This is a genomic window from Pseudomonas sp. FW305-3-2-15-C-LB1 (assembly GCF_058787615.1).
Genome location: NZ_JBYSZX010000005.1, coordinates 351,327 through 375,550 on the forward strand (window position 1 = coordinate 351,327; position 24,224 = coordinate 375,550).

The 24,224-nt window shown below is 61.2% G+C and carries 23 protein-coding genes; 12 read left to right on the forward strand and 11 right to left on the reverse strand.

The genetic code is table 11. The features are described 5' to 3' along the window. Positions 1-47 precede the first annotated feature (47 nt). Both AC3WP7_RS13065 and AC3WP7_RS13070 read right to left on the reverse strand, forming a co-directional pair. Entirely contained in the window at positions 48-1,205 is a 1,158-nt protein-coding gene (locus AC3WP7_RS13065; RefSeq protein ID WP_102592374.1) for a PQQ-dependent sugar dehydrogenase, read from the reverse strand. A gap of 12 nt (positions 1,206-1,217) precedes the next feature. Continuing rightward, entirely contained in the window at positions 1,218-1,532 is a 315-nt protein-coding gene (locus AC3WP7_RS13070; protein WP_092250165.1) for a hypothetical protein, read from the reverse strand. Between the two features lie 185 nt (positions 1,533-1,717). On the opposite strand from AC3WP7_RS13070, the gene ku reads away from it, so the two are divergent. Both ku and ligD read left to right on the forward strand, forming a co-directional pair. Further along, a complete protein-coding gene (ku, locus tag AC3WP7_RS13075; RefSeq protein ID WP_092250168.1) occupies positions 1,718-2,551 on the forward strand; it encodes a non-homologous end joining protein Ku in 834 nt (277 codons plus the stop codon). A gap of 3 nt (positions 2,552-2,554) precedes the next feature. Next, complete coding sequence (ligD, locus tag AC3WP7_RS13080; RefSeq protein ID WP_102592375.1) at positions 2,555-5,020, forward strand: DNA ligase D; 2,466 nt, start codon at positions 2,555-2,557, stop codon at positions 5,018-5,020. 16 nt (positions 5,021-5,036) lie between these two features. Here the strand turns inward: ligD and lpxO are convergent, their stop codons facing one another. Together lpxO and AC3WP7_RS13090 are read right to left on the reverse strand one after the other, a co-directional pair. Then, positions 5,037-5,936: a lipid A hydroxylase LpxO gene (gene lpxO, locus AC3WP7_RS13085; RefSeq protein ID WP_092250175.1), complete on the reverse strand. Its 900-nt coding sequence runs from the start codon at positions 5,934-5,936 to the stop codon at positions 5,037-5,039. A gap of 258 nt (positions 5,937-6,194) precedes the next feature. Then, positions 6,195-7,538, reverse strand: coding sequence for an LPS O-antigen chain length determinant protein WzzB (locus AC3WP7_RS13090; RefSeq protein WP_071488432.1), 1,344 nt, complete (start codon positions 7,536-7,538; stop codon positions 6,195-6,197). Between the two features lie 283 nt (positions 7,539-7,821). On the opposite strand from AC3WP7_RS13090, the gene AC3WP7_RS13095 reads away from it, so the two are divergent. Next, positions 7,822-8,211 carry a TIGR03067 domain-containing protein gene (locus AC3WP7_RS13095; RefSeq protein ID WP_071488433.1) on the forward strand — a complete coding sequence of 130 codons (390 nt, stop codon included), beginning with the start codon at positions 7,822-7,824 and terminating at the stop codon, positions 8,209-8,211. A 31-nt stretch (positions 8,212-8,242) separates the two neighbouring features. On the opposite strand, the gene AC3WP7_RS13100 is transcribed toward AC3WP7_RS13095, so the two are convergent. Beyond that, on the reverse strand, positions 8,243-9,055 hold the full coding sequence (locus tag AC3WP7_RS13100; RefSeq protein WP_102592376.1) for a class I SAM-dependent methyltransferase: 813 nt from the start codon (positions 9,053-9,055) through the stop codon (positions 8,243-8,245). A 153-nt stretch (positions 9,056-9,208) separates the two neighbouring features. On the opposite strand from AC3WP7_RS13100, the gene AC3WP7_RS13105 reads away from it, so the two are divergent. From AC3WP7_RS13105 to AC3WP7_RS13115, 3 genes are all read left to right on the forward strand, one after another. Next, positions 9,209-10,447, forward strand: coding sequence for an MFS transporter (locus AC3WP7_RS13105; protein WP_092250282.1), 1,239 nt, complete (start codon positions 9,209-9,211; stop codon positions 10,445-10,447). 142 nt (positions 10,448-10,589) lie between these two features. Continuing rightward, a complete protein-coding gene (locus AC3WP7_RS13110; RefSeq protein ID WP_083351449.1) occupies positions 10,590-12,176 on the forward strand; it encodes an ABC-F family ATPase in 1,587 nt (528 codons plus the stop codon). Positions 12,177-12,476: 300 nt separating this feature from the next. Then, positions 12,477-13,652, forward strand: coding sequence for an MFS transporter (locus tag AC3WP7_RS13115; protein ID WP_093120939.1), 1,176 nt, complete (start codon positions 12,477-12,479; stop codon positions 13,650-13,652). Here the strand turns inward: AC3WP7_RS13115 and AC3WP7_RS13120 are convergent. From AC3WP7_RS13120 to AC3WP7_RS13130, 3 genes are all read right to left on the reverse strand, one after another. Further along, positions 13,646-14,683, reverse strand: a complete 1,038-nt coding sequence (locus tag AC3WP7_RS13120) for an alpha/beta hydrolase family protein (protein ID WP_071488437.1) — start codon at positions 14,681-14,683, stop codon at positions 13,646-13,648. The two genes, AC3WP7_RS13115 and AC3WP7_RS13120, sit on opposite strands and share 7 nt — an antisense overlap. 206 nt (positions 14,684-14,889) lie before the next feature. Continuing rightward, the gene (locus tag AC3WP7_RS13125) at positions 14,890-15,501 is read right to left on the reverse strand and encodes an FMN-dependent NADH-azoreductase (RefSeq protein ID WP_093513197.1); all 612 of its coding nucleotides are present in this window, start codon (positions 15,499-15,501) and stop codon (positions 14,890-14,892) included. Between the two features lie 119 nt (positions 15,502-15,620). Next, positions 15,621-16,547, reverse strand: a complete 927-nt coding sequence (locus AC3WP7_RS13130; protein WP_102592377.1) for an AraC family transcriptional regulator — start codon at positions 16,545-16,547, stop codon at positions 15,621-15,623. Between the two features lie 157 nt (positions 16,548-16,704). Here AC3WP7_RS13130 and AC3WP7_RS13135 point away from each other — a divergent pair, with 157 nt between their 5' ends. The 3 genes from AC3WP7_RS13135 to AC3WP7_RS13145 are packed head-to-tail and all read left to right on the forward strand — an operon-like array spanning position 16,705 to position 19,405. Then, a complete protein-coding gene (locus tag AC3WP7_RS13135) occupies positions 16,705-18,084 on the forward strand; it encodes an NAD-dependent succinate-semialdehyde dehydrogenase (protein ID WP_092250192.1) in 1,380 nt (459 codons plus the stop codon). A 59-nt stretch (positions 18,085-18,143) separates the two neighbouring features. Beyond that, positions 18,144-19,052 carry a LysR substrate-binding domain-containing protein gene (locus tag AC3WP7_RS13140; RefSeq protein WP_092250195.1) on the forward strand — a complete coding sequence of 303 codons (909 nt, stop codon included), beginning with the start codon at positions 18,144-18,146 and terminating at the stop codon, positions 19,050-19,052. After that, positions 19,049-19,405 carry an MmcQ/YjbR family DNA-binding protein gene (locus AC3WP7_RS13145; RefSeq protein WP_092250198.1) on the forward strand — a complete coding sequence of 119 codons (357 nt, stop codon included), beginning with the start codon at positions 19,049-19,051 and terminating at the stop codon, positions 19,403-19,405. Before AC3WP7_RS13140 ends, AC3WP7_RS13145 begins: the two co-directional genes overlap by 4 nt. Here AC3WP7_RS13145 and AC3WP7_RS13150 read toward each other — a convergent pair. Together AC3WP7_RS13150 and AC3WP7_RS13155 are read right to left on the reverse strand one after the other, a co-directional pair. Then, the gene (locus tag AC3WP7_RS13150) at positions 19,394-19,777 is read right to left on the reverse strand and encodes a DUF1294 domain-containing protein (RefSeq protein ID WP_092250201.1); all 384 of its coding nucleotides are present in this window, start codon (positions 19,775-19,777) and stop codon (positions 19,394-19,396) included. The genes AC3WP7_RS13145 and AC3WP7_RS13150 overlap by 12 nt on opposite strands. Then, complete coding sequence (locus AC3WP7_RS13155) at positions 19,774-20,604, reverse strand: undecaprenyl-diphosphate phosphatase (protein WP_071488443.1); 831 nt, start codon at positions 20,602-20,604, stop codon at positions 19,774-19,776. The genes AC3WP7_RS13150 and AC3WP7_RS13155 overlap by 4 nt, the downstream gene beginning before the upstream one ends. Positions 20,605-20,823: 219 nt before the next feature. Here AC3WP7_RS13155 and AC3WP7_RS13160 point away from each other — a divergent pair, with 219 nt between their 5' ends. The 3 genes from AC3WP7_RS13160 (at position 20,824) to AC3WP7_RS13170 (ending at position 23,795) form a co-directional block, all read left to right on the forward strand. Continuing rightward, positions 20,824-22,458 carry a methyl-accepting chemotaxis protein gene (locus AC3WP7_RS13160; protein ID WP_071488444.1) on the forward strand — a complete coding sequence of 545 codons (1,635 nt, stop codon included), beginning with the start codon at positions 20,824-20,826 and terminating at the stop codon, positions 22,456-22,458. A 228-nt stretch (positions 22,459-22,686) separates the two neighbouring features. Beyond that, on the forward strand, positions 22,687-23,250 hold the full coding sequence (gene pnuC / locus AC3WP7_RS13165) for a nicotinamide riboside transporter PnuC (RefSeq protein WP_093513194.1): 564 nt from the start codon (positions 22,687-22,689) through the stop codon (positions 23,248-23,250). After that, positions 23,247-23,795 (forward strand): AAA family ATPase, encoded by a 549-nt coding sequence (locus tag AC3WP7_RS13170; RefSeq protein ID WP_092250208.1) that lies wholly within the window; start codon positions 23,247-23,249, stop codon positions 23,793-23,795. The genes pnuC and AC3WP7_RS13170 overlap by 4 nt, the downstream gene beginning before the upstream one ends. Here AC3WP7_RS13170 and AC3WP7_RS13175 read toward each other — a convergent pair. Continuing rightward, a complete protein-coding gene (locus AC3WP7_RS13175; protein ID WP_092250211.1) occupies positions 23,757-24,197 on the reverse strand; it encodes a MarR family winged helix-turn-helix transcriptional regulator in 441 nt (146 codons plus the stop codon). The genes AC3WP7_RS13170 and AC3WP7_RS13175 overlap by 39 nt on opposite strands. Positions 24,198-24,224: the final 27 nt, after the last annotated feature.

Here is a 24,224-nt window from a genome sequence, read left to right on the forward strand (position 1 = left end):
AAATCGCCATCGCCGCCAGGCCGGGCTCCTACAGGTTGTTGTCGGCTTCAGTCCTGATTGAGGCCGACTCGGTATAGCACGCCATCATCCTCATCTGTCAGCACATACAAAAAGCCATCCGGCCCCTGCCGTACATCGCGAACCCGCGCTTTCAAACCGCCCAGCAAACGCTCCTCGTGAATCACCTTGTCACCGTCGAACTGCAAGCGGATCAGTTCCTGGCTGGCCAGCGCGCCGATGAACACATTGTGCTGCCAAGGCTTGAAGCGGTCTGCATCGTAGAATGCCATGCCGCTGATACCCGGTGATTTTTCCCAGACATGATGGGGCGGCACGGTGCCTTCTGCGGTCTTGCCTTTGGCTTCGGGAATCGGTGCCAGAGAGTAGTTGATGCCGTGGGTCGCCAACGGCCAGCCGTAATTCTTGCCACGCTCGATGATATTGATCTCGTCCCCCCCGCGTGGCCCATGTTCATTTTCCCAGATCGTGCCACTCCAGGGATTCAGCGCCAGGCCCTGGGGGTTGCGCTGGCCGTAGGACCAGATCTCCGGGCGCACGCCTGGCTGGCCGACGAAGGGGTTGTCATCCGGCACGCGGCCGTCGGGGTAGATGCGCACCACCTTGCCCTGCAGTTTGTCGAGGTCCTGGGCGGTCGGGCGGTCGTTGTTTTCGCCCAGGGTCACAAACAAATAACCGTCGCGGTCGAAGGCCAGGCGTGAACCGAAGTGATTGCCGGTGGACAGCTTCGGCTCCTGGCGCAGGATCACTTTGAAGTCGGTCAGGCCACTGAGGTCAGCCGCCAGACGTCCACGCCCTACCGCAGTACCGGCTGTTCCGCCCTTGCCGCCCCCTTCGGCGTAGGAAAGGTAGACCATGCGGTCCTGCTTGAAGTCCGGCGACAGCACCACGTCCAGCAAGCCGCCCTGCCCCTTCGCCCACACTTCAGGCACGCCCGTCAGTGGCGCGGACAATTTACCGTCCGGGCTGACAAAACGCAGGTGGCCAGGCCGTTCGGTGACCAGGAAACCTTGCTTGTCCGGCAGAAAAGCCACGGCCCAGGGATGGTCCAGGCCTTTGGCGATCGGTGTGACGGTGATGCTGCCTTGCTCGCTGGGGAACTGCTGGGCATCGGCTGCGAAACTGGCCGTCAACGGCAGTAGAGAGGTTGCGCACAGCGCGGCTAGCAGGGTTTTGCGTAGAAACATAAGACGGAATCCTTACCGGCGATTGCCGTTGGCATCATAAGTGGGGGCTTTGGTTTCGGTGGCCGGACGGCTGGGCGCAGCGTCGCGCTTGGGATAGCTGTTGCCAATGCCGCCGTTTTCCAGGGTCGGTGTGCGCGTGGTCGGCCCGGTCTGAATCCCGCGAATCGCCGGCGCGTTGGGCTGGGTGCCCTGCATGCTGTTGGGGTTGGCCCGGTGGATCGGGCCGTTGTTGGCGTTGTTGCTGCCGGGCAGGTTTTGCGCCTGGGCCACGGGGATCAGGGCCAGACCCAACAGCAGCGCTGCAACGTGACGCATACAAGTGTTCATTGACAAAGCCTCTCGGGAGTGAGGAGTACGTGCTTTCGATAACACGCTACGCCTTGGGTTCGGCTTTCGACACTAAATAGTTTCTCATCAGGTGTAACACGATCTGTCCGCGCATCTGCCAGGGGAAACTTTTCATATCGGCACCGAGTCACCAGAACACCCCCTCTACTCAAGGAGTCGCACCGATGCCACGAGCTATCTGGAAAGGCGCCATCAGCTTTGGCCTGGTGCACATCCCCGTGTCGCTGGTCTCGGCCACCTCATCGCAGGGCGTTGACTTCGACTGGCTGGACAAGCGCAGCATGGACCCGGTGGGCTACAAGCGCATCAACAAGACCACCGGCAAGGAAGTCACCAAAGACAACATCGTCAAGGGTGTGGCCTTCGAGAAAGGCCGCTACGTGGTACTCAGCGAAGAGGAAATCCGCTCGGCCCACCCCAAGTCGACACAGACCATCGAGATCATCGCGTTTGTCGCCAGTGACCAGATCCCGTTGCAGAACATCGACACGCCCTACTTCCTGGCACCGGACAAGCGCGGTGGCAAGGTTTACGCGCTGCTTCGGGAAACGCTGAGGAAGACCAAAAAAGTCGCGCTGGCCAACGTGGTCCTGCACACCAAGCAGCACCTGGCGGCACTCATGCCGCTGGAGTCGGCGCTGGTATTGGTGATGCTGCGCTGGCCCGCCGAAGTGCGCAGCCTGGACGAACTGGAACTGGGCAGCGACGTGACCAAACCCAGCCTGGCCAAGGGTGAACTGGACATGGCCAAGCGCCTGGTCGACGACATGAGCGCCGACTGGCAGCCCGATGAATATCGCGACAGCTTCCAGGAAAAGATCATGGCGCTGGTGGCCAAGAAGGCCAAGGCCGGCAAGATCGAGGATGTGGAAACCAGCCAGGACAGTGAAGAGCGTAAGTCCGCCGATGTGATCGACCTGACGGAGTTACTCAAGCGCAGCCTGGCCGGCAAACCCGCCAAGAAGCCCGCCGCGAAGAAAACCACCAAGGCGTCGTAAGTCATGCCAAAGCCCCTCAGCGAATACAACCGCAAGCGCGACTTCGGCGCCACCGGCGAACCGGCGGGCAGTGCGCCCGCAGGAACACGCAACGCTTCGGCGCTGTCCTTCGTGATCCAGAAACATGACGCGCGCAACCTGCACTATGACTTCCGCCTGGAACTGGATGGCGTACTGCTCAGTTGGGCAGTGCCCAAAGGGCCCAGCCTGGACCCGACGCAGAAGCGCCTGGCCGTGCATGTCGAAGATCACCCTCTCAGCTACGGCAGTTTCGAAGGCAGTATCCCGGCGGGCCAATACGGCGCCGGGGACGTCATCGTGTGGGACCGCGGTGTGTGGCAACCCCATGACGACCCGCGCAAGGCCTACGCCGCCGGCAAGCTCAAGTTCACCCTGGTCGGCGAAAAGCTGTCCGGCGATTGGACACTGGTCCGCACGCGCCTGAAAGGCAGCGGCGATAAGGAACAATGGCTGCTGATCAAGGAAAAAGACGCGCAGGCGCGACCTGCCCAAGACTACGATATTGTCCAGGCCCAGCCCGACAGCGTGCTCAGCGACGCCTCGCTGAGTAAGCCAAAACCACGCGCAAAAGCCCGAAAAACCAGCGTCGCCCTGCCCGAGCACTTCACCCCGCAATTGGCCACCCTGGTGGATCGCGCCCCCGAGGGCGATTGGCAGTACGAAATCAAGTTCGACGGTTACCGCATGCTTGCGCGCATCCGCGACGGCGAGGTGCGGCTGTTCACGCGCAACGGCCACGACTGGACCGACCGCCTGCCGCGCCAGGCCAAGGCCTTGCAAGCCCTCAAGCTCAAGGACAGTTGGCTCGATGGCGAGGTGGTCAGCCTCAACGGCGATGGCCTTCCGGACTTCCAGGCGCTGCAGAACGCCTTTGATATCGGACGCAGCCTGGACATTGTCTACTACCTGTTCGATGCGCCGTTCCTGGATGGCCAGGATCAGCGCCAGGCCCCCGTCGAAGATCGCCGTGCAGCGCTGAAGACTGCGTTGTCCGGCAGCAGGAGCAAGCTATTACGCTTCTCCGAAGCCTTTACTGCCCATCATCGGGACATCTTTGAAAGCGCCTGTGACCTGGCCCTCGAGGGCGTCATCGGCAAGCGCCTGGGCAGCCCATACGTGTCCAGTCGCAACACCGATTGGGTCAAGCTCAAATGCCGCCTGCGCCAGGAATTCGTGATCGTCGGCTACACCCGTCCGCAGGGCTCGCGCAGTGGTTTCGGTGCACTGCTGCTGGCAGTGAATGACACCTCGGGATTGGTGTACGCCGGACGCGTGGGCACCGGGTTTGATCAAGCGTCACTGAAGGCGATCCATGCGCAACTCAGGCCATTGGAGCGTAAGTCATCGCCGCTTGAAAAAGCCCTGACCAGCGCCCAGGCCCGTGACGTGCACTGGGTGGAACCGACACTGGTCGGCGAAGTGCAGTTTGCCGAATGGACCCGTGAGGGGGTGATCCGCCAGGCGGCGTTTGTCGCGATGCGCACCGACAAACCGGCCGCACAGGTCATTCATGAGCAACCGCGCACGGTCAAATCCATGAAACCTGCGAAAAAAACCACTGACACCGTGAAAATCAGCCACCCGGACCGCGTAATCGATAAGCAGAGCGGCATGCAGAAGGAGCAACTGGCGCAGTTCTACAACAGCATCAGCGAGTGGATCCTGCCTTTTCTGCGTCACCGTCCCGTGTCACTGCTGAGGGCACCCGAAGGCATCGACGGCGAACAGTTCTTCCAGAAACATTCGGAGCGCCTGGCCATTCCCAACATCAAGCAGTTGGAACAGGCACTCGATCCCGGCCATGCGCGCCTGATGGAAGTCGACAGTGCCAAGGCGTTGCTCGGGGCGGTGCAAATGGGCACCGTGGAGTTTCATACCTGGGGCGCCACTGTCGACAAGATCGAAACCCCGGACCTGTTTGTACTCGACCTCGACCCCGACCCCGCGCTGCCGTGGAAAAGCATGCTGGAAGCGGCGCAACTCACCCTCTCGGTCCTGGACGAATTGGGCTTGCAAGCCTTCGTCAAAACCAGTGGCGGCAAAGGCCTGCACCTGGTCGTGCCGCTGGCGCGCCGAGATGACTGGGACACTGTCAAGGCATTCGCCAAAGCGATTGCCCAATTCATGACCGAGCAACTGCCCGAACGCTTCACCGCGACGTCAGGGCCAAAAAACCGGGTGGGCAAGATCTTCATCGACTACCTGCGCAACGCAAGGGGCGCCAGTACCGTGGCCGCTTATTCGGTAAGGGCGCGGCCAGGTTTGCCGGTGTCGGTACCGGTCAGTCGCGAGGAATTGAAGGGATTGCGCGGGGCCCAACAATGGACCGTCGCCAATCTGCAGCAGCGCTTGGACGGCTTGAAGAACGATCCCTGGGACGGCTATACCAATCGACAGAAGATCAGCAAAAAGATGTGGGACAAACTGGACGCCCATCCACCGGAGTGAATGGCGCCCGAAGCACTCAGATCAGCAGGAAAATGGCGGCCAACCCTGCAAAGATCGCCCATTTTTCCAGGTAATAACGCGTACGGTTGCGCTTTTTCAGCTCTTTGCCGCGCAAGCGAATCTTGTACAGCCGGGTGAAGGCGCGGTTGAGCCCGCCCGTCTTGTCACCGGCATCGTTGGGCGAGCCCGCAGCCGCCATTACGTTGCGGCTGAACCAGCGATTGAACGCAGCGGCCCAACGGTATTTCATCGGGCGCTCGATATCGCAGAACAGAATGATGCGGTTCTGCTGCGTGGTGTTTTCCGCGTAGTGGATGTAGGTCTCGTCAAACATTACCGGCTCGCCATCACGCCAGTAGTAGTTCTCACCGTCCACGTTGATGTAGCAGCCCGGGTCGTTCGGCGTGTCCAGGCCCAGGTGATAGCGATACGAGCCGGCATACGGGTCGCGATGGCGCACCAGCCTGGACCCCGGCGGCAGTTCGGCGAACATCGCGGCCTTGATCGAACCGATGCCCTGCACCAGCTCGGTGGTACGCGGGCACAGCTTCATCGCCGACGGGTGGCTGTCGCCATACCATTTCAGATAGAAGCGCTTCCAGCCGGACTTGAAGAACGAATTGAAACCTACGTCGTTGTACTGTTCCGAGCGCTTGATTTCGCCGGCGCGCAGCAGGTTCTGGCCTTCCTCGCGAATCTCCTGCCAATGCTCCTGGAGCGGGCTCAGGTCCGGGAAATCGCTGGGCGACAGATAAGGTCGGCTGGGCAGCCTGGAAAAGAGGTAGAGAAAGCAGTTGATCGGCGCGAGGAAGGTCGAATGATCACTGAGTTGGCGCCCCAGCTTGTGCCGCACCCGCCCACGCAGGTGTACATACGCAATCGAGGCAACGTAGAGAATAACAATGATGAGTTTCAAGGGATTTCGTCACAAGTCAGAAGAGAACAGGCTGCTCCTGCGTGCCTACAACGGACGAGGATGGATAGCAGCACCTGAAATCACAATTCACACAATCGGCACGACCGGCTGAGTGACCACCCGGCGCGTGGCCCTTTGCAGTTATTTAGCCACAGGTTGTAACCAAAAGTTAACTAAGAATTGTGAAAAGCTGTCTTCTGACGGATGTTGCGAAGGCGCACAACCACTGGGCATGAACCGCCGTTGTGCGCGATGCTGTTACAGCAAAGGTTCATCGTCCTTGCGCTCTCGGCGGGAAAAACGCCCCTCTTCCAGCGGCGAGTAAGGTGCCGGTTGTCCACGATTCTGCACAACGTAGCGGATCAACGCGATGACCAGCCCCAGCACCAGCCCTGCAGTCAGGCTCAAGGCAACCACCAGCGCTTTCTTCGGCTTTATCGGCGCCAGCGGCTCCTGGGCGCGACGATCAATGGTCACCAGTTTGAGGTTGCTCATATCGATGTTCAAGTTGCGCAACCGCGCGACTTCGGCACGCAGCGGTTCGACATCCTGCAGGAAAATGTCCTCATTGTCGCGCCTGCGCAGTACCTCGACCTTACGGTTCACCTCTAACATTTGCAATTCTTTGCCGATCTCGGCGACGCGGGCGTTGGTGAAATCGTCGCTGGTGCGTCGCTGGAGTGCGTCGCGCTCCGCTTCAAGCGCATTGGAGCCCATGAAATACAGCGGGATTTTCTGGTTGTTGACTTCAGTACGCATGACCTGCCCGCTTCCACCGCGTGATGCATCCGCCATTGCCGACGGCGTCGTCGGGGTTTTGATTCCCAGGGACTTGGCAATGGCGATGGCCTCGGTCAGTTCTGCCAGCCGATCACTGCGCTCCATCTTCATCTGCAGACGCAGCGCACTGAGCTCATCTTGCAACTGGGCACGCTTGAGCCGGTCGCTTTCCAGCAGTGAGGCGATCTTCGACTCTTTCTCGTTCTCATAATTGGCGCGAGCGGCATCAATCTTGCCCTTGAGCTCGTTCAAGCGGTTATTGACGATCACCTTGAGGTCCGCGCCCACTTGCTCGCGCTCGGCGCCAATAGCGTAATCGACAAACCCGTTGAGAATCGCCACACCATCGACATCGGCGGGGTACTGCAACTCCAGGCGGATGTAACTGCTCAACGAGTCAGCCTTTTTGGGGTCAGGCAGAATGAGGTTGACCGCGTTGCGATTGAAGTCTTCGAAAGACTGCTCCAGGCTTTGGCCTGGTTTCTGAAATGCCTTGAACAATTGCTGGTGCGACTTGAAAAATTCCAGCCGTGTTTCGTAAGAGTCCAATTGCGACCCCACCTTTGACAGCGCATCGGCGGGCGGTAGCTTATAAACCTCGGAACGGTTCAACGCGTCCAGCTCATTCAGCGCGGCAGGACGCAATACACTACTGACCTCATAAGTCCGGGGCGCCAAAAGCGCGTAACCGCCCCCCAAAACCCCCGCAATGATCGCACACCCAAGGACCAGTCTTTTTTGCCGCCAGATCGAATGAAAGAGGTCGTACAGGTCAATTTCATCTGATGAAGGAGTCACATGAAGCGGGACGTTTCGATTCAAAATTAGCTCACCTAAAAAAATGACATTAAACGGCCATCACCGCAAATGTTTGGAAAGCCCGTTGAAGGGCCAGGGTCAACGCCCTGCGACACCGATGTACAAGTCTTCGGAGCAATCTGACAACTCAGGGTAATGAAAAATCCCAACCCATTAAACTATGTTCGCCGCGCGTTGCGTAAATATTCCTACAGACATCAACGACTGGAAATATGCTTGTCATAAGAATAGACAACTTCAGTTGAATAATTGCCTTAAAACCGAAATAAACCCGAAAGGACTCTCTATGCCGATTACTCGCGATCCGGATTACCAACTGCTCCAAGGCGTCTGGGAGCAAATCGCCCTTGAAGACAACGGCGTGCCAAACCCCGTTGACGATGCCCATAGCGCGCCCGGTGCACTGACCACCATCAGCGGTGACCAATTTGAAGTGCTGACGGTCAATGGTGAAGTGCTCCTGGCTGGCCAGTTTTTCCTCGACAGCCGCACACTTCCTAAAAGCATCACTTGGATCGATTCCATCGGCGAAGATGCCGGCAAGCGATTGCCCGCAAGCTATCGCCTGGAAGGGGATGAATTCGTTTTTATCGCTGCAGATGAAGGCATGCCCAGGCCAATCATATTCAATACCGGCCCAGGTCAAACCATGCGTACTTTCGTGCGTCGCGCCTGACCAGCGCGTTTTTGCTTTTGGAAAAGCCCTCTCACTCAAGACGCCTGGTGGCGGTCAAGGTAAAGCACATCGGCAATTGTGCGGGCTGGTGCTCGTACTGGTCGTACAGTTCTTCGCGATTGGAATGGGGATATTCCTGCAGGTGGCCGATCTGCAACTGCGCGCCGATCGCGGCACTGACTATGTCGCCTAAGGTATGCACGTACCAATAGGAGGTCGGTCCGGCCACTTCACCCTGGCCTTCATAGACAATCGACTCCTGCAGCACGAACGGCTCGCGCTGAAAGTAGGAACTGGCCGGCAGGAATGGGTTTTGCGCCCGGGGATCGAACACCTCCAGAAACGGGTGGGTTTCATACATCACCAACGTGCCCCCCGGCTTGAGGGTGCGCGCAACATGCTGCATGAACAGCGCTGCATCCGGCATCCAGCCCAACACCCCAATCGTAACCAGGGCAATATCGAAGCGCCCGTGCAACGCTGGCGGCAGATGATGGATGTCACTCTCGATGAACTCAGGGTTGTGCGGCGAGACATCGGCCAACTCCCGGGCCTGCTGGAGGAACGCCGGGGATTGATCCACCCCTACCACCGAACGTGCGCCCAGGCCAAACAGCGACAGGCTTTCGCGGCCATTGTTGCAGCACAGCTGCACCACGTCCTTGCCGGCCACGCCAACGTCCTGCAGCAACCCGGTAATCGTGGGGTCCAGGCAGGAAAAGTCCGCCTGGCCGACGCTGTTGAGCAATGCGTTCCAGGTGTGGGTGGTCTTGTGCAGGCCGGCCGATTGATCCCAGGCGTCTTTGTTGCAGGCAATTGCCTGTTGAGCTGAGGGCATGTCCATTGCGTCTCCAGGTAATCCATAAAAGGGGCTCAGAAAATAAGCCATGTCCCCACGGAATAAAACCCAGCTAATGCACGAAACTTAACGCAAGGCCAACGGGTCACTAACGCAATGCGTGTTCAGTCCTTGAACACCGCTTGCGAAGTGCTCGCCGTGGCCAACCATTCCGACCTGCGTAATACCTTGTCCCTCGACAGCCTGAATTTCTTCCTCGCGGATGTGCGCGACGGCCTCGGTCCCTACCTGGCCATTTACCTGCTGGCCGTGCACAAATGGGACCCGGCCAGCATCGGCGTGGTCATGACCCTGGCAGGCATCGCGGCATTGATCACCCAAGGCCCGGCGGGCGCGTTGATCGACCGCACCCGCAGCAAGCGCGCGGTGATTGCGCTGGCCGCCATTGTGGTGACCGTCAGTTGCCTGATGCTGCCCTTTGTCAGCTCGTTCAGCCTGGTGGCATTGACCCAGGCAGCCAGCGCTGTCGCTGCCTCGGTGTTCGCGCCGGCGATTTCCGCGATTTCCCTGGGAATCACCGGACCGCGCGCGTTCACCCGCCGCACCGGACGCAACGAAACCTTCAACCACGCCGGCAATGCCGTGGCTGCCCTGTTGGCCGGCGGCCTGGCCTACTTGTTTGGTCCGGTGGTGGTGTTTTACCTGATGGCGTTCATGGCGCTCGCCAGCATCATTGCGATCAGCTGTGTGTCCGCCGAGGCCATCGACCATGAAGTGGCCCGCGGCTTCGACCCGGAACATCACACCGACCATGAACAACCATCCGGGATGAAAGTGCTGCTGGCCAATCGTCCGCTGTTGCTGTTTGCCATTTGCTGCGCCCTGTTTCACTTGGCCAACGCCGCCATGCTGCCTCTGGTCAGCCAGAAACTGTCGCAGATCAACCTGCAGATGGCCACGCCGCTGACTTCGGCATGCATCGTCGCCGCGCAGTTGGTGATGGTACCGATGGCCTGGCTGGTCGGACTCAAGGCTGACCTGTGGGGGCGCAAACCGTTGTTGATGATCGGCTTCATGATCCTGCCGCTGCGCGGCGTGCTCTACACCTTGTCCAATGATCCTTACTGGCTGGTGGCCGTGCAAATGCTCGACGGCATTGGCGCGGGGATCTTCGGCGCGCTGTTCCCGGTGATCGTCAAGGACCTGACCCAAGGCACCGGCCGCTTCAACGTCAGCCTGGGCGCCCTCTCCACCGTGTTTGGCCTGGGCGCGGCGTTGAGCAGCAGCCTGGCGGGTTTCGTGGTGCAGCAAGCCGGCTACAACGCTGCCTTCCTGACGCTTGCCGGCGTTGCGGCGCTGGCCTTGGCGTTGTTATGGCTGGCGATGCCGGAGACCTTGGAGAAACCTTCCTTCGCCGGACATACAACTGTCGCCTGACATATGCGACAATGCGCGCCAAATTCCAACACACATCCCCCATTTTCTGCTCAGCGACCGGGTTTCGCGCCTTGATGTCGCTGTTGACGCATGCCTGAAGGCTCTTGCCAACACGCTCGCAACCCATTGATAGGTAAAGTAATTGATCTCCACAGCTAACATCACCATGCAGTTCGGCGCCAAGCCGCTCTTCGAGAATGTCTCGGTCAAGTTCGGCGCTGGCAACCGTTATGGCTTGATCGGTGCCAACGGTTGCGGCAAGTCGACCTTCATGAAAATCCTCGGCGGCGACCTCGACCCGTCCGGCGGCCAGGTCATGCTGGAACCGAACGTACGCCTGGGTAAACTGCGCCAGGACCAGTTCGCGTACGAAGAATTCACCGTGCTCGACACCGTGATCATGGGCCATGAAGAGCTGTGGAAGGTCAAGGCCGAGCGCGACCGCATCTACTCGTTGCCGGAAATGAGCGAAGAAGACGGCATGGCCGTGGCCGAGCTGGAAACCGAGTTCGCCGAGATGGACGGCTACACCGCCGAATCCCGCGCCGGTGAGCTGCTGCTGGGCCTGGGCATTCCCCTGGAACAGCACTTCGGCCCGATGAGCGAAGTGTCTCCAGGCTGGAAACTGCGCGTATTGCTGGCCCAGGCGCTGTTCTCCGATCCTGAAGTGCTGTTGCTCGACGAACCGACCAACCACCTGGACATCAACACCATCCGCTGGCTGGAAAACATCCTGACCCAGCGCTCCAGCCTGATGATCATCATCTCTCACGACCGTCACTTCCTGAACAGCGTGTGCACCCACATGGCTGACCTGGACTACGGCGAGCTGCGCCTGTTCCCGGGCAACTACGACGAGTACATGACCGTGGCGACCCAGTCCCGCGAGCAACTGCTGTCGGACAACGCCAAGAAGAAGGCGCAGATCTCCGAACTGCAATCCTTCGTCAGCCGCTTCTCGGCCAACGCCTCCAAAGCCAAGCAGGCCACCTCCCGTGCCAAGGCGATCGACAAGATCCAGCTGGCCGAAGTCAAGCCGTCGAGCCGGGTCAGCCCGTTCATCCGTTTCGAGCAGAACAAGAAGCTGCACCGCCAGGCAGTCATGGTCGAAAAAATGGCCAAGGGCTTCGACGGCAAGCCGCTGTTCAAGGACTTCAGCTTCCAGGTCGAAGCTGGCGAACGCGTGGCGATCATCGGCCCGAACGGTATCGGCAAGACCACCCTGCTGCGCACCCTGGTCAACGAACTGACCCCGGACGCCGGCAGCATCAAGTGGACCGACGCCGCGGAACTGGGCTACTACGCCCAGGACCATGCGCATGACTTCGAAGACGACGTAACCCTGTTCGACTGGATGGGCCAGTGGACCCAGGGCGAGCAAATGATCCGTGGCACCCTGGGCCGTATGCTGTTCTCCAACGACGAGATCCAGAAGTCGGTCAAGGTGATTTCCGGTGGTGAGCAAGGCCGCATGTTGTTCGGCAAGCTGATCCTGCAAAAGCCGAACGTACTGATCATGGACGAACCGACCAACCACTTGGACATGGAATCCATCGAAGCGCTGAACCTGGCGCTGGAGAACTACCCGGGCACGCTGATCTTCGTCAGCCACGACCGTGAGTTCGTCTCGTCCCTGGCCACCCGTATCATCGAGTTGAGCGCCACCGGCGTGATCGACTTCAGCGGCAGCTATGACGACTACCTGCGTAGCCAGGGTGTGGTGTTCTAAAGCACTCCGCCAAAAAGCCGTGCCAAGCGGGCCCGTTGTGATTGAACGGGCCTGTTGTGGCGAGCGGGCTTGCCCCGCGTTAGGCTGCGAAGCAGCCCCAATAGAAAACACCGAGTTCTGTCAGACAGAGCGCGGTGTTTTTTAGGGCCGCTTCGCGCCCCAACGCGGGGCAAGCCCGCTCGCCACAACAGCATCGTTTACCGCACAAAGCCTATTCATCAGACAAAGTCGTTAGCCAGCTTCCTTTTCCCCCGCGCCCTTGCCATCATGCCCGCACCGCCCGCCCGCGAACGAGTGCCCATGCCTGCCGCCGCCCCCAGCTCGATATCGATCACCCTGCAGATCGTTTCCATTGTCTTCTACACCTTCATCGCATTTATCTGCATCGGCCTGCCGATTGCGGTGATTCCTGGCTATGTACACGAACAACTGGGTTTCAGCGCGGTAGTGGCCGGGATCACCATCGGCTCGCAGTACCTGGCGACGCTGCTCAGCCGCCCCATGGCCGGGCGCATGTCAGACAACGTCGGCACCAAGCGTGCGATCGTGCTGGGCCTGGCCGGGATTCTAGTGAGTGGCGTACTGACGTTCTTCGCCACGCTGGTGGCAAGCCTGCCATCGTTGAGCCTGGGCATCCTGATCGTCGCGCGGCTGCTGCTGGGGGTGGCCCAGGGGCTGATCGGCGTGGGCACCATCAGTTGGTGCATGGGCGCGGTGGGTGCGGAACACACCGCACGGTCGATCTCGTGGAATGGTATTGCCTCCTACGGTGCCATCGCGATTGGGGCACCGCTTGGCGTGGTGATGGTCGCGGAATATGGCTACCACAGCCTCGGCATCGCACTGACGGTATTGTCCGCGCTAGGGCTGGTGCTGATCCGCAATAAACCCTCGGTGCCGGTGGTACGTGGCGAACGGCTGCCGTTCTGGGCGGTATTCGGACGTATCGCGCCGTTTGGCGCCAGCCTGTGCCTGGCTTCGATTGGCTACGGCACCCTCACCACCTTTATCACCCTGTACTACCTCAATCGTGGCTGGGCCGGCGCGGCTTACTGCCTCACGGTATTCGGCGTGTGCTTTATCCTGTCGCGACTGGTGTTTATCTCTGCCATCAGCCGTTTCGGCGGTTTTCGCGCAGCCGTTGCCTGCATGACCATCGAGACCCTCGGCCTGACCCTGCTGTGGCTGGCGCCGTCCACCGGGGTGGCATTGATCGGCGCCGGGCTGACCGGCTTTGGCTTGTCGCTGGTGTACCCGGCGCTGGGTGTGGAAGCCATCAAGCAGGTGCCCAACAGCAGCCGTGGCGCGGGACTGAGTGCGTATGCGGTGTTTTTTGACCTGGCCCTGGCGATTGCCGGGCCGTTGATGGGCGCCGTGGCGCTGAACCTCGGCTACGGCTGGATCTTCTTCTGTGCCGCACTGTTGTCGGTCACGGCCCTGGGCGTGACCCTGCTGCTTATGCGCCGCGCTTACTGATCAGCTGTCTGCAAGCCCGCCCGGGTAGATTGGCCGAGGGTGTGACTGAAGAACCGCCCCGCCTCGGAGATCAGGTCGCGGTGAATGCCTTCGCGATCAACCCCATCGGCATCCGTGCAGATCGCCGGCATTGTTGCCAACTGATCGCTGTCGCACGGCGCCATGAACACGAAGTGCCCTGCCCCGGCCAGTAGCTTGAAGTCCGGCGGCTCCGGCAGTTTGCGCGCCAGCGCGGCGGCGTTCTTGTCCACCGCCACCAACTTGTCACCGTCGCCGCTGTAGAGCAGCACGGGCACATGCACATCGGCCAGGGTGTGACGGCCGAACATCAGGCTCAGCGGTGCCATCAACATCAAGGCATGAATGCGCGGGTCGGATTGCGGTTGCAGGTCATCACGGTCCACCACCAGTTCACCCTTGGTGGTGCAGGCGTCGCGATCTTCCGGACGCTCCTGGCAATACCGGCGCAGGCGGTCGAAATCCGGCTTGGCGCCGGCCAGGATCAACGCGGTCTCACCCCCGGCTGAATAGCCAATGACACCCACCTGGTCCACGTTGACGAACGGCGAGAGCATCGGGTCGCCCAGGGTGGCGGTGATCGCTTCGGAAATCTGGATCGGCCGCCCGTACAAGTTGCTCACCGTGCCCAGGCGACTGTGATCCTTGTAGTTGTCGCCAGGGTGCAGCACCGCTACCACTACAAAGCCCTTGCGCGCCAGGGAGGTGGCCAGGTCATGCAGCGCCAGCGGCGTGCCGGTGTTGCCGTGGGACAGCATCAGCATCGGGAAACGGCCGATGGCGATCTTGGCGTCTTCGGTAGCGGCGACGTGGTAGGCGCCCAGTTGCGTGGTGTGCTCAAGGCCGGTGGACGGGTAGAACGCCACGGCTTTCATCGGCTGCAGGTCCAACGGATCCAGAAACGTCATGCGATGGAAGCCCACACTCCAATGCGGGTGCGGCGCAGGTGCGGCGTGCACTGAAATCAGGCCGCCGAGCAGGGAAAGAACCATAACGGCACAAAGACGCATCATGGGGATGTCCACCTTTGCTGCGTGAGAACCGACATATCGAAAAAAGTCCAGGGTGTTAAACCCATGCTTGCACAACCTGGGCCAAAGTAATGACAACGCACAAACGAAAAAACTCCGTACTCCGTTCGCTTTGAGGCGAGCAGAATACAGAGTTTAGGCGCCCGGCTTCAGAATGAAACCGAGCAAAGGCGGAATTTACACAAGCCTTACGCGGTGGCGAACAATTGTTCGTTGATGACCACGTTGGCGTCGTTCAGGGCTTTGCTGCGCACTTCATCACCGTAGGCCAGGCCTTCGGCGCGTACGATTTCGATATCGGTGATACCCAGGAAGCCAAACAGCAGCTTCAGGTAGCCTTCATGGGCAGCACCCGAGGCCTGGCCGGCGTGCAGGCCGCCCGCGGTGGACACGATGATGACCTTCTTGTTGCCGCACAGGCCTTCAGGGCCGGCTTCGCTGTAGCGAAAAGTCTGGCCGGCGACGGCGATACGGTCGATCCAGGCTTTCAACTGGGTTGGAATGGTGAAGTTGTACATCGGTGCGCCAACTACTACTGCGTCGGCGGCGAGGAATTCAGCCAGCGACGAAGCGCTCAGGTCAGCCTCATGCTTCTGCGCGGCATCACGCAGTTCGGCGGCGGTGCCTAGGGCGCCGAGGGTTGCGCCGGAAAAGTGGTTGATGCCTTCGCTGGCCAGGTCACGGTAGGTCACTTCCACACCCGGTTCAGCCGCTTGCCAGGCCTTGACCACGCCCGCGCTGAGCTGACGGGACGCCGAGTTGTCGCCGAGGATGCTGGAATCGATATGCAACAGTTTCATGCGGAATCTCCAAGTGAGGATCGCCGTGGGGCGTTCGAGTGAGGTTCATCCTACAGATGATCCGAATAAAGGATTAGACCATTGAAACGCGACTGTTTGTCCCGCCAGCAGGACAATGTTCAATGGGACGACACGTAAATCGACGCCGACGCAGGCGCCGGCAACGCATAGGTGCGTTTCATCCACTGGATTTCCGCCTGGGGTGTGCGCCCGAAGAAGCGCTTGAACTCGCGACTGAACTGCGAAGGGCTTTCATAGCCGACCTTGGCACTTGCCGTGGCGGCGCTGATATCGCTGCGCAGCATCAGCAAACGCGCCTGGTGCAGGCGCGTGGACTTGAGGTACTGCATCGGCGAGGTGTCGGTGACCGTGCGGAAATGCGCGTGAAAGCTCGGCACGCTCATCATCGCCTCCCGGGCCAACGCCTCCACGTCCAGGTGCTGGGCATAACACCCATGGATCTTGCGAATCGCCCGCGCCACCTTGCCGAACTGCCCCTGGCGATTCAACGCGGCGCGCATCGAACCGCCCTGCTCGCCCGTGAGGATCCGGTAGTAGATTTCGCGCATCAACGCCGGGCCAAGGATGTGCGCGTCCATCGGCGTGCCCATGGCTTGCAGGAAGCGCAACAGCGACTCGCTGAGCAAGTCATCCATGGGCGATGAATACATGCCCCGCGGTTTGGCGTCGACCAGCGCCGGAAACTCATCCAGCGCCACCATCAGTTCGGCCGCGAGGGTGAAGTCCAGGCGCAGGTACACCGCCAGCATGGGCTCGGCTTCGCTGGCGTCGGTCTCCATGGTGAACGGCACCGGCACTGACACCACCAGGTAATGCCGGGCGTCGTACAGGTAAACCTCCTCCCCCAGGTAACCGCGCTTGCGCCCCTGGCAGACCATCACGATGCCGGGGTCATACAGCACCGGCACCCGCTGCAAGGGGCGGTTGGAGCGCAGGAAGCGCACGTCATCCAGAGCGCTGAGGTTATAGCCCTCGACAGGCGCCAGGGTGTCCATCAGCGCGATGATTCTGTCTGTACGGTCCATGGATCCTGGCCTCTGTGCAAAGTGCCACGGTAGCGCGCAATCCGCATCCAGGCTACGGCCTCATAGGAATAGGCAATCAGCACATTGGAATGGATATTCGCTCAAACACTGTCTCTGCGTAGCCTGGAACCGCACTTTCAGCCCTCGGAGACTCCCCATGCTTATCGTCTACAACCCTGCTACCGGCGAAGAAGTCGGCCGCGTCGCCCAGAACACCACCCACCAGGTCAAGGCCGCCGTCGACCGTGCCTGTGCCGCCTTTCCCGCATGGTCGTCCAGGCTGGCCAAGGAGCGCAGCGACCTCCTGCGCCACTGGCATGACGCGGTCAAGGCCGACAAGGAAGCCTTCGCCGAATTGCTCTGCCGCGAAAACGGCAAATGCCTCAGTGAAGCCCGTGGCGAGATCGACTACGGCCTGGGCTTTATCGAGTGGTATGCCGAAGAGGCCAAGCGCGTGTACGGCGACACGATCCCTACCCATGACCGCAACGCCAATGTGCTGGTGACCAAGGAAGCCATCGGCCCGGTCGCGGCCATCACCCCATGGAACTTCCCGTTCATGATGATCACCCGCAAGGTCGCCACGGCCCTGGCCGCCGGTTGCACCATGGTGATCAAACCCGCCGAGGATACACCGCTGACGGCCTTCAAATTGCTGGAGTACGCACGCAAGGCTGGCATCCCCGAAGGCGTGCTGGAGGTGGTAGCGGGCGACCCCAGGGAGATCGGCCTGATCCTCACGGGCGACCCGCGTATCCGCAAGATCTCGTTTACCGGTTCCACCGGCGTTGGCAAATTGCTTGCCGCACAATGCGCGGCAAGCATCAAGAAGATGACCCTGGAGCTGGGCGGCAACGCGCCGTTTATCGTGTTCCAGGACGCCGATCTGGATGAGGCGGTGAAGGGACTGGTCGGTGCCAAGCTGCGCAACTCAGGCCAGGTATGCATCTCGCCGAACCGGATATTTGTGCAGCACAGCATCCTCGAGGACTTCATCCAGCGCGTGCAGCATGCAGTGGCCGGGATCGAAGTGGACCAGGGCCTGCGTGAAGGTTTTGTGGTCGGCCCGCTGGTCAATCAAGCGGGCTTTGACAAGGTCGTGCGCCTGGTGGAAGCCGCCAAGGCTGCCGGAGCCAGCGTGCTGATGGGCGGCAGGCCCCACGCCAAGGGCGGCCTGTTCTACGAGCCGACGGTGTTGACCGGTTTGCGGGACGACTCCCCCCTGGCGACCGAGGAGATCTTCGGGCCGGTGTTCGCCATCTACTCGTTCAAGGACGAAGAAGAAGTGATCGCCCGCGCCAACCAGACGGAGTTCGGCCTGGTCGCCTATGCCTACACCAGCGCGCTGGGGCGATCGTTGCGCCTGTCGTGCCAGTTGGAGGCCGGGATGGTGATTCTCAACTCAGGCTCGGTCGGCACCGCGTCGGTGCCGTTTGGCGGGATCAAGCAGTCCGGTTATGGCCGCGAAGGCAGCTATTACGGGATCGAAGAGTATGTGCAGGTAAAGTATGTGTTGATGGGCGGTGCGCATTTGTAGTGGATTTGCCCTCGTCAGGCGCGGATAGTTCGTCCCATTGACAGGACAATGGGCTGACCATGCAAGACCTCAACGACCTCTATTATTTCGCCAAAGTCGTCGAAGCCGGCGGTTTCGCCGCCGCCGGCCGGCTGCTGGGAATTCCCAAGTCGCGGCTGTCGCGGCGCATCGCCGAGCTGGAAGAGCGCCTCGGTGCACGCCTGCTGCAACGTACCACCCGCCAGCTTACCCTCACCGCCGTCGGCGAACGCTACCTGCGCCATTGCCAGGCCATGCTGCTGGAGGCGGAAATGGCCGATGAGGCCGTGGCCAGCATGTCCAGCGAGCCCCGTGGGCGACTGCGGGTGAGCTGCCCGGTGGGCATGGCCCAGCACATCCTGCCGGAGCTGGTCGCCGGTTTTCTTGCCGCCCACCCGCAGGTGCAGTTGGAGATGACCCTGGTCAACCGCCGCGTCGACCTGGTGGCCGAAGGCATCGATGTGGCCTTGCGCGTGCGTGAGCTGGGCGATGAGGACCCGCTGTTGGTGACCAAACGCCTGCGCCAGGCCCAGACCGTGCTGGTGGCCAGCCCCGCACTGATGCTCGGGCGTCAGGTCACGACCCTGGACGACCTCAAGCAGCTGCCGATCCTCGGTGCACTGGAGGCGGACCGGCTGGTGCACCAGCGCATTCTCGATCCCCTGGGCAACGCCCACGACCTGGCGATGGAAGCCCGCCTGGGTATCGACGACTTTATCGTGCGCAAAGCCAGCGCCATCATGGGCCTGGGCTTTACCGTACTGCCGATGATGTACTGTGAAGAGGAACTGGCAAACGGCCGGTTGGTGCAACTGTTGCCCGAATGGTCGTTGCCGGGCGGTTGGCTCCAGGCCGTCTACCCGCATCGGCGCGGCGTGCTGCCGGCGATCCGGGCCTGGATCGACTACCTCGAAGAAGGTTTCAAAGGCTGTGGAGACCGCTTGCTATGAAGATGACCGAAGCACAAGTCGCGGCGTTCTGCCTGGCGCTGCCCGGCGCGCGCGAAGACTACAAATGGGGCGGCGTGCGGGTGTTCTCGATTGCCGGCAACAAGATGTTCGCCCTGCAAAACCTGCGTGGTGAATCGCTGGCGTTCAAGGTCGACAAGGAGCTGTTCCTCGGCCATGTGGATCGCCCCGGCATCCACCCGGCGCCGTACCTGGCGCGTGCACAGTGGATCATCATGAACACGCCCTACCCGCTGGGCGCCGAAGAACTGCGCGGCTTGTTGCAGCGTTCCCACCAGTTGGTGGTGAGCAAGTTGCCCAAGCGCACGCAGGTCGGGTTGCGGCTAGAGGACTGAGAGCAAGGTGCCGCCGAGGAACAACTGGTCCAACCAGAACACCTCATGCAACAGCACGATCACCCAGAACAGCACCTGGTACGACACCTTGCGCGTCTTGTGCCGGAACACCTGCTGGGCAATCAACGCTCCCGGCCAGCCACCCGCCAGCTCCACGGCGTGCAGGATGTTTTCCGGGGTGCGCCAGCGGTCGGTCTGCGCTTTGCGCTTGTCGCTCCAGTACAGGAAAAACGCGATCACGCTGACGACACCATAGGCGGCCAGCGGGATCAGCGTCTCGCCGCGATACCAGACCAGCGCGGCCCCTATCAACGGCGGCGCGCACAACAGCGCGAAGATCGCCGCCTTCAAACGCGGATACTGGATGTTCAAGGCTTGACCGCCGTCCAGTCGATCCAGCCGAACTGCCAGGTCGCCAGGATCAGCAGGCCGAATGCGATGCGGTACCAGGCAAATGCCGCGTAGCTGTGGCTGGCGATGAACTTGAGCAAGCCCTTGACCGCAATCATCGCGAAGATGAACGAGGTCACGAAGCCGATGGCGAACACCGGGAAATCCGCTGGCTGGAACAGGTCACGGTACTTGTAGCCCGAGTACAGCGCAGCACCGACCATGGTCGGCATGGCCAGGAAGAACGAGAACTCGGTCGCGGTCTTGCGCGACAGGCCGAACAACAGGCCGCCAATGATGGTCGCACCGGAGCGCGACGTGCCGGGGATCATGGCCAGGCACTGGGCGAAGCCGATCTTGACCGCATCTTTCCAGGTGATCTCGTCGACGGTGTTGGCGTGGCTACGGTGCTGACGCTGCTCGGCCCACAACATGATGATGCCACCTACCACCAAGGCGGTTGCCACGGTGATCGGGTTGAACAGGTAGTGCTTGATAAGGTCGGCGAAGATCACCCCCAACACCACTGCCGGCAACACGGCAATGATCAGGTTGATGGTAAAGCGCTGGGCATTGCGCTGGGTCGGCAAACCGATGACCACGTCGAGAATCTTGCGGCGAAACTCCCAGACCACGGCAAGGATCGCACCCAACTGGATGATGATGTTGAAGGCTTCGAAACGCTCGCCGCCGAAGCCGATCAAGTCGGCGACGATGATCTGGTGGCCGGTGCTGGAAATCGGCAGGAACTCGGTCAGCCCCTCCACAACGCCAAGAATCAATGCCTGTATGGCGGTCCAAAAATCCATGCTTCCCCCAAAGGTCTTGCTCTATGGCAAGCCTTGTTGATCTTTTTAATGGTTCACTGACGACAAGACCCGGGGGTGACTCTCACACCCGGTACGCAAAAATCTTGTGAAAAATCAGACAGTACTCAGGTTTTCCGAATACAGGCCGAAAGCCTATCAGACAAGGCGGAAAAGTCGATGCAGCGCCCACAATTATAAAAAGCACGGAGTGACAGGACGATGAACAGTTTGCGCAATATGTCGATCAGCCGGCGCCTCTGGCTGATCCTGATAGTCGCCGTGCTGATGCTGCTGGCCCTGGGTTTATTGATGCTCAAGCAGATCCACGACGACCTTTACCAGGCCAAGCGCCAACAGACCCAACACGTGGTCCAGACCGCCAGCGGGATCCTGACGTTTTATCACGGCCTGGAAACTACCGGCGTCATGACCCGCGAAGCCGCCCAGAAACAGGCCCTGAGTGCCGTGCGCGGTTTGCGCTATGACCATGACGACTACTTCTGGATCAACGACCTCACGCCGGTGATGATCATGCACCCGGCCAACCCCAAGCTCGACGGCCAGAACCTCTCGGCCATCCGCGACCCCGACGGGTTTGCGGTGTTCAACGAATTCGTGAGCCTGGCCAAGGCCAAGGGCGCCGGCATCGTCAACTATCGCTGGCCGAAACCGGGTGCCGAAGCGCCGGTGGCCAAGACCTCGTATATCCAGTTGTTCGAGCCGTGGGGCTGGATCATCGGCTCCGGCGTGTACGTGGACGATGTGCAGGCCGAGTTCAGCGGCCAGGTGTGGAAAGCCTCGTTTATCGGCCTGGGTATCGCGGTGCTCATGGCATTGCTGGTAGCGCTGATCGCCCGCAGCATCGTGCGGCCGTTGCAGGATGCGGTGAACGCCATGGGCAACATCGCCAGCGGCGAAAGCGACCTGACCCGCAGCCTCGACACCCATGGCCAGGACGAAGTCACCCAACTGGCCCGGCACTTCAACAGCTTCACCGCCAAGCTGCGCCAGGTGGTCAGCCAGTTGCAGGAATGCGCCAACGCCTTGGGCCAGTCGTCCCAGGAACTGGGCACCAATGCGACCCAGGCCCATGATCGCAGCCAGCAGCAGTCCCAGCAGATGGAGCTGGTGGCCACTGCCATCAACGAAGTCACCTACGGCGTGCAGGACGTAGCCAAGAACGCCGAACACGCCGCCAGCGAAATGCGCGACGCCCAGGCCCAGGCGCAACAAGGCCAGGTCAATATCGACGGCAGCCTGCAACAGATCGACCAGCTCTCCGGCACCATCAGCCAGGCGGTGGAGGTGATCCGTACCCTGTCCGCCGAAAGCACCCAGATCGGCAGCGTGCTCGAAGTGATCCGCTCGATCGCCGACCAGACCAACCTGCTGGCCCTCAACGCGGCAATTGAAGCGGCGCGTGCCGGCGAGCAAGGCCGCGGCTTTGCCGTGGTGGCCGATGAAGTGCGGCTGCTGGCCCAGCGCACACAAAAGTCCACCGCCGAGATCCAGGGCATGATCGAGCGCCTGCAGGGCCACTCGGAAGCGGCGGTCAAGGTGATCAGCGACAGCCACAGCGCCTCCCAACTGACCATCGAACAAGCCGGCCAGGCCGGGGCCAGCCTGACCGCCATCGGCCAGGCATTGCGCAACCTCAACGGCCTCAACGCCTCGATTGCCAGCGCGACGCTGCAACAGGCCCATGTGGTGGAAGACATCAACCAGAACGTCACCCAGGCGGCCGGGTTGTCCCACAGCACGGCACTGGCGGCGGAGCAGTCGAGTCTGGCAAGTGCACAGTTGCGTGGCCTGAGCGACCAGCTCGACGGCCTGCTGCGCCAATTCAAGATCTGATGCTGCTTGTGGCGAGCCCGCTTAATGTGGCGAGCGGGCTCGCCCCGCGTTGGGCTGCACAGCAGCCCTAAAACCAGACACCGCATACTGTCAGACAGTACGCGGCGTATTTAGTGGGGCTGCTACGCAGCCCAACGCGGGGCAAGCCCGCTCGCCACAGAGATAATGCCCGCAGCATTCTTCTTTGGTTACAATCCCCGCCCTCTCCCACTCTCCCAAGGAACCACCATGTCCGGGCTTGAACTGTTCGCCGCCGCCCTCGGGGTGATCGCGGTGTGGCTGACCGTCAAGCAAAACCCCTGGTGCTGGCCCATCGGCCTGGTCATGGTGCTGCTGTACACCTGGGTGTTCTTCGATGTGAAGCTCTATTCCGACATGCTCTTGCAGGTGGTCTACGCCGCGCTGCAGGTCTACGGGTGGTGGCAGTGGACCCGCGCCGGCGAGGTCAAGCAAGGGCGCCAGGTCACCAGCCTGGGCGTGCCGGCGATCATGGCCAGCCTGGCCGCGGGCGCAGTGGGCAGCCTGTTGCTCGGCGCCGCCATGGCGCACTGGACCGATGCCGCCCAGCCCTGGCTGGACGCCGCCCTCACCGGCTTCAGCCTGGTGGCGCAGATGTGGATGGCGCAGAAACGCGTGCAGTGCTGGCCACTGTGGATCGCAGTGGATGTGATCTTCGTCGGGCTGTTCCTCTACAAAGGCCTGTACCTTACCGCCGCGCTCTATGCACTGTTTACCGTGATCGCCGTGCAAGGCTGGCGTGAATGGCGCGCCGATCCGGCGTTGCACGCATGAAGGTGGTGGTACTGGCCGGCCCGGAATCCAGCGGCAAAAGCTGGCTGGCCGCAGAGTTGCAGGCGCATTTCGGCGGGTTGATGGTCGGTGAATATGTGCGCCATTTCATCGATCACCATCAGCGCGACACCACCCTGGCCGATATCCCGGCCATTGCCCGTGGTCAACTGGCCTGGGAAGACGCCGCCCGCGCCCAACAGCCTGCGCTGTTGATCCTCGACACGCATTTGCTGACCAACAAGCTCTGGAGCCAGACCCTGTTCGGCGACTACCCGGCCTGGCTCGACAGCGAACTGCTGGCCCGCCATTACGACCTGCACTTGTTATTATCGCCGGAGGATGTGGAATGGACCGCCGACGGGCAGCGCTGCCAGCCGGACCTGGCGGATCGCCGAGCGTTCTTCCGTGGCAGCCTGGAGTGGCTCGAACACCATCAGCAGCCCGCCCTGGTGATTCGTGGTCATTGGGCACAGCGCCGCGCCACCGCGTTGGCCGCGGTTGAACAGCTACTCGCTGGCACGCTCCAGGTTGGCATTCACCCTTAGCAGCAACGCCAGCAAGGTCGCCTCCTCCTCTTCACTGAACCCCTCCAGCGCCTGCGCGCTGCCTTGCAGCATGATCGCGCGGGCGGCGGGCATGCGTTCGCGCGCCGCGTCGGTCAGGGTAATCAAGCGGCTGCGTTTATCAGCCGGGTCAGCCACCCGCTCGATCATGCCGTCACGCTCCATACGGCCCAGCAACTGGGCCATGCTCGACTGCTCGACACGGGCAATGCGCACCAGTTCGGCCTGGGGTAAACCCTCGCTGTGCTTGAGCGCCGCCAGCACCGGAATCTGCGCGACAGCAAAGCCCAGCTCTCTCAGGCGACCTTCGTAGAGGCGGATGAAACCGCGGTTCGCCAGGCCGATCTGTTGCATGGGGTTTGGAGCAGGCGTTTGAGTCTTCATGAGGGCGTTGACTTTCCATAGGATCCT

What these genes read in the sequence shown, in the direction of transcription:
- AC3WP7_RS13065 (WP_102592374.1), bottom strand. Translation starts at nt 1,205, where the DNA reads ATGTTTCTACGCAAAACCCTGCTAGCCGCGCTGTGCGCAACCTCTCTA.
- AC3WP7_RS13070 (WP_092250165.1), bottom strand. Translation starts at nt 1,532, where the DNA reads ATGAACACTTGTATGCGTCACGTTGCAGCGCTGCTGTTGGGTCTGGCC.
- ku (WP_092250168.1), top strand. Translation starts at nt 1,718, where the DNA reads ATGCCACGAGCTATCTGGAAAGGCGCCATCAGCTTTGGCCTGGTGCAC.
- ligD (WP_102592375.1), top strand. Translation starts at nt 2,555, where the DNA reads ATGCCAAAGCCCCTCAGCGAATACAACCGCAAGCGCGACTTCGGCGCC.
- AC3WP7_RS13095 (WP_071488433.1), top strand. Translation starts at nt 7,822, where the DNA reads ATGCCGATTACTCGCGATCCGGATTACCAACTGCTCCAAGGCGTCTGG.
- AC3WP7_RS13100 (WP_102592376.1), bottom strand. Translation starts at nt 9,055, where the DNA reads ATGGACATGCCCTCAGCTCAACAGGCAATTGCCTGCAACAAAGACGCC.
- AC3WP7_RS13115 (WP_093120939.1), top strand. Translation starts at nt 12,477, where the DNA reads ATGCCTGCCGCCGCCCCCAGCTCGATATCGATCACCCTGCAGATCGTT.
- AC3WP7_RS13120 (WP_071488437.1), bottom strand. Translation starts at nt 14,683, where the DNA reads ATGATGCGTCTTTGTGCCGTTATGGTTCTTTCCCTGCTCGGCGGCCTG.
- AC3WP7_RS13125 (WP_093513197.1), bottom strand. Translation starts at nt 15,501, where the DNA reads ATGAAACTGTTGCATATCGATTCCAGCATCCTCGGCGACAACTCGGCG.
- AC3WP7_RS13130 (WP_102592377.1), bottom strand. Translation starts at nt 16,547, where the DNA reads ATGGACCGTACAGACAGAATCATCGCGCTGATGGACACCCTGGCGCCT.
- AC3WP7_RS13135 (WP_092250192.1), top strand. Translation starts at nt 16,705, where the DNA reads ATGCTTATCGTCTACAACCCTGCTACCGGCGAAGAAGTCGGCCGCGTC.
- AC3WP7_RS13140 (WP_092250195.1), top strand. Translation starts at nt 18,144, where the DNA reads ATGCAAGACCTCAACGACCTCTATTATTTCGCCAAAGTCGTCGAAGCC.
- AC3WP7_RS13145 (WP_092250198.1), top strand. Translation starts at nt 19,049, where the DNA reads ATGAAGATGACCGAAGCACAAGTCGCGGCGTTCTGCCTGGCGCTGCCC.
- AC3WP7_RS13155 (WP_071488443.1), bottom strand. Translation starts at nt 20,604, where the DNA reads ATGGATTTTTGGACCGCCATACAGGCATTGATTCTTGGCGTTGTGGAG.
- AC3WP7_RS13160 (WP_071488444.1), top strand. Translation starts at nt 20,824, where the DNA reads ATGAACAGTTTGCGCAATATGTCGATCAGCCGGCGCCTCTGGCTGATC.
- pnuC (WP_093513194.1), top strand. Translation starts at nt 22,687, where the DNA reads ATGTCCGGGCTTGAACTGTTCGCCGCCGCCCTCGGGGTGATCGCGGTG.
- AC3WP7_RS13170 (WP_092250208.1), top strand. Translation starts at nt 23,247, where the DNA reads ATGAAGGTGGTGGTACTGGCCGGCCCGGAATCCAGCGGCAAAAGCTGG.
- AC3WP7_RS13175 (WP_092250211.1), bottom strand. Translation starts at nt 24,197, where the DNA reads ATGAAGACTCAAACGCCTGCTCCAAACCCCATGCAACAGATCGGCCTG.